The 10,297-nt window shown below is 41.0% G+C and carries 9 protein-coding genes; 2 read left to right on the top strand and 7 right to left on the bottom strand.

The genetic code is table 11. The annotated features are described in order from the left end of the window. Positions 1-38: 38 nt before the first annotated feature. The 3 genes from BM122_RS11475 to BM122_RS11460 all read right to left on the bottom strand — a co-directional run bounded on the left by BM122_RS11475 (position 39) and on the right by BM122_RS11460 (position 3,369). Positions 39-980 (bottom strand): tyrosine-type recombinase/integrase, encoded by a 942-nt coding sequence (locus BM122_RS11475; RefSeq protein ID WP_074905687.1) that lies wholly within the window; start codon positions 978-980, stop codon positions 39-41. A 473-nt stretch (positions 981-1,453) separates the two neighbouring features. Then, entirely contained in the window at positions 1,454-2,380 is a 927-nt protein-coding gene (locus BM122_RS11470; RefSeq protein WP_074905686.1) for an ADP-ribosylglycohydrolase family protein, read from the bottom strand. Between the two features lie 242 nt (positions 2,381-2,622). Beyond that, positions 2,623-3,369 carry a hypothetical protein gene (locus BM122_RS11460; RefSeq protein WP_074905684.1) on the bottom strand — a complete coding sequence of 249 codons (747 nt, stop codon included), beginning with the start codon at positions 3,367-3,369 and terminating at the stop codon, positions 2,623-2,625. Positions 3,370-3,574: 205 nt separating this feature from the next. On the opposite strand from BM122_RS11460, the gene BM122_RS11455 reads away from it, so the two are divergent. Further along, the gene (locus BM122_RS11455; RefSeq protein WP_074905683.1) at positions 3,575-3,922 is read left to right on the top strand and encodes an HU family DNA-binding protein; all 348 of its coding nucleotides are present in this window, start codon (positions 3,575-3,577) and stop codon (positions 3,920-3,922) included. 155 nt (positions 3,923-4,077) lie between these two features. Here BM122_RS11455 and BM122_RS11450 read toward each other — a convergent pair whose 3' ends face one another. After that, positions 4,078-4,572 carry a thermonuclease family protein gene (locus tag BM122_RS11450; RefSeq protein ID WP_256212017.1) on the bottom strand — a complete coding sequence of 165 codons (495 nt, stop codon included), beginning with the start codon at positions 4,570-4,572 and terminating at the stop codon, positions 4,078-4,080. 429 nt (positions 4,573-5,001) lie between these two features. Beyond that, positions 5,002-5,439 carry a hypothetical protein gene (locus BM122_RS25135; RefSeq protein WP_256212016.1) on the bottom strand — a complete coding sequence of 146 codons (438 nt, stop codon included), beginning with the start codon at positions 5,437-5,439 and terminating at the stop codon, positions 5,002-5,004. 191 nt (positions 5,440-5,630) lie between these two features. Between BM122_RS25135 and BM122_RS11440 the strand changes: the two genes are divergently transcribed. Next, entirely contained in the window at positions 5,631-5,918 is a 288-nt protein-coding gene (locus BM122_RS11440) for a helix-turn-helix domain-containing protein (RefSeq protein WP_074905682.1), read from the top strand. Positions 5,919-6,060: 142 nt separating this feature from the next. Here the strand turns inward: BM122_RS11440 and BM122_RS11435 are convergent, their stop codons facing one another. Both BM122_RS11435 and BM122_RS11430 read right to left on the bottom strand, forming a co-directional pair. Beyond that, complete coding sequence (locus BM122_RS11435) at positions 6,061-9,186, bottom strand: type I restriction endonuclease subunit R (protein WP_074905681.1); 3,126 nt, start codon at positions 9,184-9,186, stop codon at positions 6,061-6,063. Positions 9,187-9,204: 18 nt separating this feature from the next. Next, positions 9,205-10,290 carry an SH3 domain-containing protein gene (locus BM122_RS11430; protein WP_143083413.1) on the bottom strand — a complete coding sequence of 362 codons (1,086 nt, stop codon included), beginning with the start codon at positions 10,288-10,290 and terminating at the stop codon, positions 9,205-9,207. Positions 10,291-10,297 lie beyond the last annotated feature (7 nt).

Below are 10,297 nucleotides of genomic sequence, written 5' to 3'. Positions count from 1 at the left end.
CATTCCTTATCATTTATATCTGTTTTGTATGACATTTCTTAGCTTGTTATCAAAATCCATGATTTTAATGGAAATCGTTTTGCCAGACAGCTTCTTAGTTCAGTCAAAATTTCCAATACTTGGCGGGTGAGCGGTACTACATGCTCATTCCTCATCTTCATTCGCTCACCGGGAACAATCCATAGCGCATTGCTCAAATCAAATTCAGTCCATAGTGCACCAATCAATTCATTGGTACGAACAAAGGTCAGCGCCAGCAATTGCAAGGCAAGCTGTGTTTGCCTATTCCCTATGCTTTCGTAGGTAGCTAGCGCACGTAACAGTTCCGGTAATTCTTCAGGCTTGACAGCTGCCTGGTTTTTCTTTTTATGTGGCGTAAGCGCCCCTCTCAGATCGCCAGCAGGATCACGCGTGCATCGGCCTGTTGATATACCGTAGCGGAATACCTGCCCACATACCCCTAGCACTCTATGCGCCAGATCAAAAGAACCCCGATGTTCAATAATGCGAATCATGTTAAGTAACTGCGGGGCTTCAATCGTGCTGATAGGGTACACCCCGATATAAGGAAATACATTCCCTTCAAGCCTACGCAATACATCCTTACTATGACTTATTACCCAGGTATGCGTTTGTTTGCTGTACCACTCACGAGCGACAGCTTCAAAGCTATTAGTGGCAGCTTCTTTTGCTTTTTGCTTGTTTATTTGACGATCAATAGAAGGATCTATATTACTTGCCAGTTTGACACGTTCGGCCTGGGCAAGCTGCCTAGCTTGCTTTAACCCTATGACAGGATAGACGCCTAATGAGATGGATTTTTCTTTGTCATGGATCTTGTAACGCAATCGCCAATATTTCCGGCCATCTTCATATACCCAAAGATAAAGCCCTTGACCATCATGTAACTTGCGTATCTTGGCGCTTTCAGCCGTTGCATTCTTGCAAGCCAAGTCTGTCAGTAATTCTTTGAGAGCCATAATGTGGTAACTTTTAGTGTGGTAAAAATAATTACCACACTTTTTACCACATTTTTTTACTGGCTTCTAGCGGATTAATTCGGATTAATACGGAGTTGAAAATCTTGTAAACCAGCTTGTATATTATGTTTCGTGGATTGCTACGGATTTGTATGAAAGCTGAATTGGCGGGAGGGTGGGATTCACAATAACATATCAAGTGATTGTATTTAAATGAATATATATCAATTCATATCAACAGTTATACTAAAAGTTATACCCATCCATACAATCTTACTCATACACGACCATGTACCCATCAAGCCAGAGCTTGCCAGTTTTGCGTGCGTTCTTTGTATGTCCAAGGTATTGCAATTAATTGTAGGGCGCCTCTAAAAATTCAGAGTTCTAAACAAGACAAGGCGAGAACAAAAAATGTTGACGCAGCATATAACTGATATGTAAGGAAATATTTTTTTGTGAGCAACGAAGTATTATGACGAATTATGAATTTTTAGAGGTGCCCTGTAATGAGATTCCCAGATATCCGATACATACTCTATAGCAGGTAGTATATCCAATTTAGCGATTAGTTCCTCTGGTGGTTTCATGCCATAACACACTGCTAGAGCGCCAGCGATTGCAGCACAAGTGTCTGAGTCTCCTTCTATCACTGTTGCGTTGTAGATTGCATCTAAGTAATCTTTTGCCTTTAGCACAGCTCGCACAGCGATATAAACCGCCTCTTCTGCCACCCATCCCCCTTTTTCAAAATCTTCCTCATGATCTACAAAGCTTAGCAAATGAAAAGCTCTACTTATGGGATCGACCTCGCGCATTGCCAACTCAATAGCATTTCGTAATGGAACTTTATGGAGTGCAAAGTATTGAATCATAAATAACGCTTTTGCCGATTCTGTAGCTTCCATATTTTTATGGGTGCAGAAAGAATCGTTTACAACATACTGCATATAATGTGCATAATCCCGTTCGGTATCTAGCACTGCTTTCAGTGCCCACGGTGCAATTCGCATCACTGTGCCATTACCTTTGGAATCATTCTGTACTTTTGTACCATTCGATAACGCTCCACAGGCAGACATACACGTTTTACCAGGTGCTCGCACTTCATACATGCAATCAAAAGCAAGTAATCCCTCAAAGGCCGCAGTATGCGGAATGGGTTTGGTCTGCGTTACGTACCATCGCATATACGGCAAATCTGGTTTAAATTTAGTATCGTGCTTCGCTATAGCCTCTGCCAAAAACAAACTCATCTGGGTATCGTCTGAGGCCTGTAGTACCTTAGCCGATACTGACTCTGCAAAGTCATCTGCATTTGGGTTTGAATTAAATTCTAAGGGATAGCCTATGGCATCTCCTACTGCTACACCACATAATAAGTTTCGTATAGTTATCATAGCTTTATAGACTCATATTGAATACCGTGGTCGCCTCTAAAGGGTTTACGGTGATCATTCTTACACGACAAAATTTCTTCCGGTATTCCATCTGGAAAGGCTAGGCAATAGCCTGGGGCTTTTTGTGATCTATGCACACAAGTAGCACAGGGAGGGGTAACTGACCGTAAGCCCTCATCAGCTACAAATCTATCAACATGTTTATCCTCTGCCATAATGCTGACTCCCTCAATTTTTTGATACTATCTATCACATTCCCACATAACAATTCCATTAACGACACCGTTTGCGGTCTTAGGTTTATCAGCATTTAGCAAAGAAAATAAATTATCGTTTAGCATTTCTGTTGCCTCTGGCGAATCTGCATGAATATATCGATCACGTGTGCTACATTCACGATCTAACCAGATTTGCGGATAAGTTCTTACGTTCTTCCCCTGTGATACGAGTATTTCTGCAACATAGGGTTCTTTCTTTGACATTGCATAGTTCCATTCAACTTTCTTTAGTGTATGCAAATTTCCCACTAAAGCCAGTATCGGTGCTTGCCCCACATGTTCAGCCAATTTTGTTGCCATCCACTCATCACGCCGAGTTTCGGATTTTATCCCTGCATCAATAGCGATTATCTTAAGGCAATCGTTGCTACCCTGCATCTGGGCTAGATCATTAATCAATTGCCTGAAAGGTGGGTGATCAATCATCGGGGCTATCTCAATGTCAGATACGGGTCTACCCTGCTTGATTTCGTCAATGAATGATTGCTGATTACTAGCAATTTCAAGCGCAACGGTGAGACACTTATTCTGCTGCAAGTAATCAGTTATCAGTGATTTGAAAAAATGAACTGATTCTGGCCGTTTATGTTTTTCACCTATAATCGTGATGCTATTGGGTTCCATCCCTTGTACAACCCGATCAAAAGCAACGGCTACATTGGTCAACAGTAATGTAAGAAAAATAATAACGAAAGAATAAAACCCCCACATAATCTCGCCTGTTGAGTGTTAATGTACCTCTAGTGACTCGAAAAGCAATCCATTATCGATTAAAACTCTACTGTGTTGTATTTTTGCCAAATAATTAGCTTTTTCTGACTATAAATGATGGAAATGCTCAAAAGTTATTGATGATTAGAATTATATTCTGCTAGATTTTTAGCTACTTCTTAAACCACTAACAGGAGCATCTACCATGAATAAGACTGAACTGATTGAGGCAGTTGCAACCCGTTCCAATACTACAAAAAACCAAACCGCTGCCATACTCAATGGTTTATTAGATATTATTCAAAATACCTTAGCTAGTGGCAATAATGTTCAGTTAGTGGGATTTGGCACCTTTTCAATTACAGAGCGCGCAAGCCGCGAAGGTCGCAATCCAGCAACAGGTAAATCCATGATGATTCCTGCAAAAAAAGTCGTTAGATTCAAACCAGGCAAAACCTTATCAGATTCAGCTGCAGCTGTTAAACCAACACCCACCTCTAAATCAAGCAAATCTAAAGCAACTGGAAAAAAAGAAATAAACCAAGTTAAATAAGCTTTGTTTGCAGGGAACCAAGGGAATGTTGAGGGCAGGACGATTCCCTGGATAAATTTAGAAGAATAAGCATGCTATAGATTTTGTATTTTTAGCCATATTATTTTGTGGCGGTGCAGTTAATTGCACTTATCAGAAGTAGTCAGGTTTTCGCCTTATCGTCTTGTTTTTCGCCATTCCCAAGGTGGAACTTGCTGAGCTTCTGGTAAACTCCACAGCCCTACTTTATTTTTTCTAGCTTGTTTTTCTAAAGCATAGAGATTTTGATCGCTGGCATATTTCCGATATACCCACGCTGCACCGATTCTTACCATCTCCGCATTGACGTCGAGACCGTCCGTATACACACGCCCAACTTTACGACCATAGCGATCTGTATCTTGTACCTTTACGATTACAGTTTTTCCATAAGCAAGCCCGGATAATGCCTGTTTTGCACGCGATCCGTAAGGTTGTGCTGATTCTGGCGTATCTATCTCAGCCAGCCGCACTTTGATTTGCTGCTTTTGATTATCCAGGAGCGTTAGCGTATCCCCATCCGATATACCCACTACTCGACCAATATATTCCTGGGCTGTTGCAGGCAACGGCAAAAGAACAAGGTAGAGCAAGATTACAAATAGTAGTGTTTTAGTATTTGCTATAGTCACTAAATTCTCCAAATTTGAATTTGCTTATAATTTATATTGCAATCCAATATGTATACAATAAATATATTTTCCTCATCTCAACGCCAAGCTGCATGTAATGCTATACGTCATAGCGTGATTACTTTCCATTTCTAGATCAAACCTTACTTTTTCGGCTTTACCATGCCGTATTATTTATACTGTCTGCGGCTCGCCTTCGCATCATTTCTGATTTAGAAATGAAATAACCAGATTTGAATGTAAGTTTTTATTTTCTGCCCTTGTGATGTGAGCACTTCTGCTAGATATGGCTCTTTCTTTTCCATTGCATGATCCCTTTCCACTTTATCGTAAAGGTTGTGGGTTCCATACCCTTCAGAATCTGACTCTGGATTTCTGCCGAACAAGCTGCCGCAAGAAAGAGCATCATAATGAGCGCAAGAAAATGCATCACGTGTGTTCCATTGTCGTCTTATTATGATCTGGTAACCTTACCAACCTAGGCCATCTGTCATGTATCCAGTGATACTGAGGTGGAGTCTCTTCGGTGACAATATAGACCCGGTGCTCATCATTTCTCTCGGCAAGTAGAGCCTGAACAAACATCCCAGACTCAAGATTTACCCAATGGGATTGCTCATCGTGATCTTTCTCTAGAAAACTATCTGCAGGAATTAATACCGGCCGTGGATGCCAAGGCTTCCATTTGCCTGCCTTGATTGAATCAAGCCTTGCCCAGCCTCCATTAGGAAACTTACCTGGCCCTTCATTTTGACGTTTGCCCCAGCGCACCCAAATTACCCCGCCATGCCTTAGCAATACTGGTAGTTTGGGATTGGGTTGAGGAAAGTAGATTTTATGATTCTGATACTCAATACCGCCACACATGAAGGAATTATAGCTGCCATGAATATGTGCGAAATGGATAAATAGACATCATGAGTCGGTATAAAACTCTCTATTATTCATCGCTACCTGTAGAACATTACTGCAATTGCAGTAAGTCATTAAAAATGAACAAATAATAAATTCCTTAGTCTGTTTTATTATGAACTTTATGACACCTGAGAACAGACATTATGAAACTTTTTAAGAAAATACCAAACCCAAGGGAAATTCGGCAAAAACTTGGTCTTAACCAGTTGGAATTCTGGAATAAGGTAGGCGTAACCCAAAGTGGCGGCTCACGTTATGAAAGCGGACGAGAAATCCCAAAAGCTGTCAGAGAATTGGTACGTTTAGTCCATATTGATCGGATTGATTTGACCAAAATTAAGCGAGATGATTTGATTGTGGCTGCAATGCTGAAAGCACAGCATCCTGATCTGTACAAGAGCTTGAAAAAATCAGCAAAGCTTTCTACTTAATACTAGGAATAAGCGCCTGTTTAGTATGATGTTCTTGTTGCTTGCGCCCATTAATCAAATGTTCACTTGATCTGGGAGCAATTGTTTTTGTTCGGCTTGTTGCCTATTTATTGGCTAAGTACAAATAATCCTCTAAAAAATCTCATGGCTGCAGGTTAGACCGTTCGCGCAATTTTTCATAAAGCTGGGCTGGGCCAAGTAAAACTTCCTGCATCCCATTTCTCACTTTTTCTGAATCTAGCGCCTGCTTGCTCATCGTAGTATGCGCTGCGAAAGCATCCATGATTGCATTCAGGATTTCTCTGGCGAGATCGGGGGAATTTGCAAATTGTTCTTTTGTGTTATTGACTGCTTGCTGCATGAGGGTTTCTGACTCAAGCAGTTTCCCTTTAATTACATTGTTGACATAGATAAGACGGTCATCATCTGTAATATCACCCTCAAACAAATCATTAACCTTGGCTATAATTTCATTGAGTAGCACTTTTTCTTTTTCGTATACCGAACCACTGCCTGATTCTGTTAAGGGTTTGAGCTTGGGATTGTCGCCCTCACTCAGCAACAAGGATTGTTTGTCCTGTTTTTTTAAATTGTGGTGAGTCAAGATTACTTTGGAGAGATCAATACCCTCTCGTTCACGTCCAAACTCCAGCAGTGGTAGCAAGCGTTTATAGAAAATGAAGCGTTTCTCAATAGCGGTATTCCCGTAATCGAAAATCTGCGAAAGAAATGCATACATTCTCTGGTATGCCACCATATCGTGCTTGAATAAGGCAAGCGTATTTAATTCATTCTGGGCTACTTCAGTAGCTTTAGCATCATCTTTAGCTTTGGCATTTTTTAATTTTTCCTGTGCAGCTTTATATCGATGCAGCAAACGTGATACTACTGGCTCCAGCGCACCCGCCAGGTCACTTTGTTTAGCGTTCGGATTTAACTCTACCTCTACTACTCTATCCACCTCGAATTCATCATAATGGCCTGCCGCATCCAGCTTCATGCGTAGATCAAACACAAGATGCGGGTCAGTCACATTCGATAATTCGGCAGTGTCATAATAAGCCTTGAATGGCTCCAATATCTCATTAGGGTCATTAACGAAATCTACGACATAAATTGTGTCTTTACCAGGATAAGCACGATTTAGCCTTGAGAGCGTTTGTACTGCTGCAATACCCGCCAAGCGCTTATCAACATACATCCCGCACAGCTTCGGCTGGTCAAACCCTGTTTGGAATTTGTTTGCAACTAACAAAATTTGATACTCTTCTGTACCAAAAGCATCGCGTATGCTGCGTCTTTTTAAATTGGGATTCAAGGTTTGGCTGGTTTCAGTAAAGGATTCAGAACCAGACTGGGGATCATTAATTTCACCTGAGAAAGCTACTAAAGCCCCAATTTTATAACCCTGGTCTTTTATATATTTGTTGATGGCAAGCTGCCAGCGCACTGCTTCCAATCGGCTGGAAACAACTACCATTGCTTTTCCTTGGCCATCGAGTAGCGGGGCTACATTGGCACGGAAATGCTCTACCACTACCTGCACTTTCTGGCTAATATTGTAGGGATGCAATTTGACCCAACGCATAATACCCTTGAGCGCTTCACTACGTTCCACTTCATCCGCATCGAATTCCTTGCCCTCGTGCGCCAGCTTGAATGCGAGTTTATAAGGTGTGTAATTTTGTAGGACATCCAGAATAAATCCTTCTTCTATCGCCTGACGCATTGAGTAGACATGAAATGGTGTGGGTAAATTGTCTATGCTGGCGGGTAGATCAGGATGAGGTTTGCGGCCAAATAATTCTAATGTTTTAGCCTTGGGAGTGGCAGTAAATGCAACATAGCTGATACCGTTACTTGATGTGCGGGTCGCCATTTGAGCAGCCAATATATCTTCAGTGCTGATCTCACCCCCATCGTTTAATTCCTGCAACTCCTCAGCTGACAATACTGCCTTGAGCATGGTTGCGGCTTCACCCGTTTGTGAAGAGTGTGCTTCATCTGCAATTACCGCAAAACGCTTGCCTTGTGTCGCTGCCAGTTCTTGCACTGCTTTCAGCGCAAAGGGAAAAGTTTGAATGGTGCAAACCACGATCTTTTTTCCGCTAGCAAGGGCTGTAGCTAATTCGGCACTTTTACTGGCGTTTTCTCCTTTTATCGTAGCAACTACACCCGTGGTACGCTGGAAGTCAAAAATGGCACTCTGTAGCTGATCATCTAAAACTGTCCGATCAGACACCACTAGCACGGAATCGAATATTTTCTCGTGGTTAGCTTTGTGCAAATCAGCCAGAAAATGTGCTGACCACGCAATTGAATTGGTCTTGCCCGAACCTGCTGAATGCTGAATCAGATACTTGCCACCAGGGCCTTCAGTCAGTACCGTAGCCAGCAACTTTCGAGTAGCATCCAGTTGGTGAAAGCGTGGAAAGATGATATTTTTGATCTGCTTTTTTTCGTCTTTCTGTGCTACTAGGTATCGACCCAGAATTTCTAGCCAGCTATCATGCTCCCATACTTCTTCCCATAAATAAGCTGTGCGATGGCCATTCTTCTCATTAGGTGGGTTACCTGCTGCCCCTTGGTTACCGCGGTTGAAGGGCAGGAAATTGGATTTTGGGCCTTCCAGCTTGGTACACATGCGTGCTTCCATGTTGCTGACCGCAAAATGAACCACAGCGCCATTAGGGAAAGATAACAAAGGTTCAGTAGTACTTTGCCCTTTAGGACGTGGAAGGCGATCAAAACGATATTGATCAACGGCATCATCTATTGATTGAGTAAAATCGGTTTTGAGTTCGACGGTAGCAATGGGAATACCATTGAGGAAGAATACCAAATCAATGGAATTTTCATTATGCAGCGAATAGCGTACCTGACGTATCACTCGCAGCCGGTTAGCAGAATAGCGTTTAAGAATTTCTAAATTTATCCCTGATGCAGGTTTGAATTGTGCTACCTGCAATGGCTGGCGTAGACCAATCATTTCAATGCCACGGCGTAGCACATCCAGTGTGCCACGTTGATTTATGGAATCTCGCAATCGACCCAACAATACATCCATTGTTTGTGCCCCATGATTTTTTGCGAGCGTATCCCATGATTTTGACTGGGTTGTTTGTACCCATTTCACTACATCTGCTGGAAATATCGCCTGCGCTCGGTCATATGCTTGTGCATCTCCATCTGCATAAAGCCAGCCATGAGTAGCCAAGTAGTCACAGATTTCAGTTTCAAGGCATATTTCTTTGTAAAGATTAGCCATGGATTTGTTTTATTTGAATTAGAAGCTTTTATTGGAAGTTTTACGTGGAATTCTTATTAAGTATTTTTTTAGCATCCACCCGCTGCGAAGCTCATGATTTATCCAATCAAAATATTCTACTTCTATCCATTTCCCTTTTTTATCCAGCATAGTAACAACTTGGTTAGGAAAAACTTCAGCAGTTATAGTCGCTCCATGATTGGGTTCGATGCGTATTTTAGATACACGCGAACCTATCACTAATTGAGTCTTGTCTCCTTCTTTCTGAGAATTTGCGTCAATTAACTTAAGCAATAGTTGCTCAAAAAGTTTTGCATTTTGTTCAAGGAATTTTGTATTTTCATCTAACTTTTCATTAGAAAAGTTGATTTCAGAAGAAATGCGCTCTTCTGATTGGTTTGAAAGATGAATTTGCCAAATAGTTAAAAAAATTGCTAAAAGAATATTAAACGCTGTCCAGAAATCAATTTGGGGTATCTGTATGTGTTGTAATGCGTTGTTTAGGTCAGATTCTGATTCAATATCTTCAATAAATCTCTGGTAATCGATGCCAAAAGACTGTAATTGTTTTTCTATTCCATTTCTCCCCCAGAGAGCTGCAATAGTTGACGCTGAATGCTCATCAATTACTGGTAATTCAACACCATTCATCCAATCATACTGTCCAGAAATTTTTTTGATAGCTTTGGCATACAGTGAGTCTGAATTCAGTGATCTCAGAAATCCTTGGTATGGTTTAGTAAGCTCTAAAAAACGTTCGCCATAATTTGATGATATACCAGCTATATTATTACTTAATTCATTCGACATTCTCTTAATAGATGATTCTATTGATAAAGAAGAAATTAATTCATCTATTTCTGCATATCTATTAGAAGAAAATCTTAATGCTTTGTCGAGTTTGTCAGTCAATAGCATCGATTCTCTAATTTGAGAGAGTGGTTGATGGAATTGCTTCCAATAATTGTTAAGTTCTTCTATTTTTTTAGCATGGCGAAAAAGAAAGTCAATCTCACTCATAAATAATGAAGAACATAGGGCTGATCTAAAAATGTCATTATTTTTATCATAGCCACCTAATAATGATTTCATAGCTGTAGACAAGCTTTAT

Source organism: Nitrosomonas communis (assembly GCF_900114745.1).
GTDB classification, from domain to species: Bacteria; Pseudomonadota; Gammaproteobacteria; order Burkholderiales; family Nitrosomonadaceae; genus Nitrosomonas; species Nitrosomonas communis_A.
Note: the sequence above shows the minus strand (reverse complement) of the source record. Positions and strands in the feature narration are given on the sequence as shown.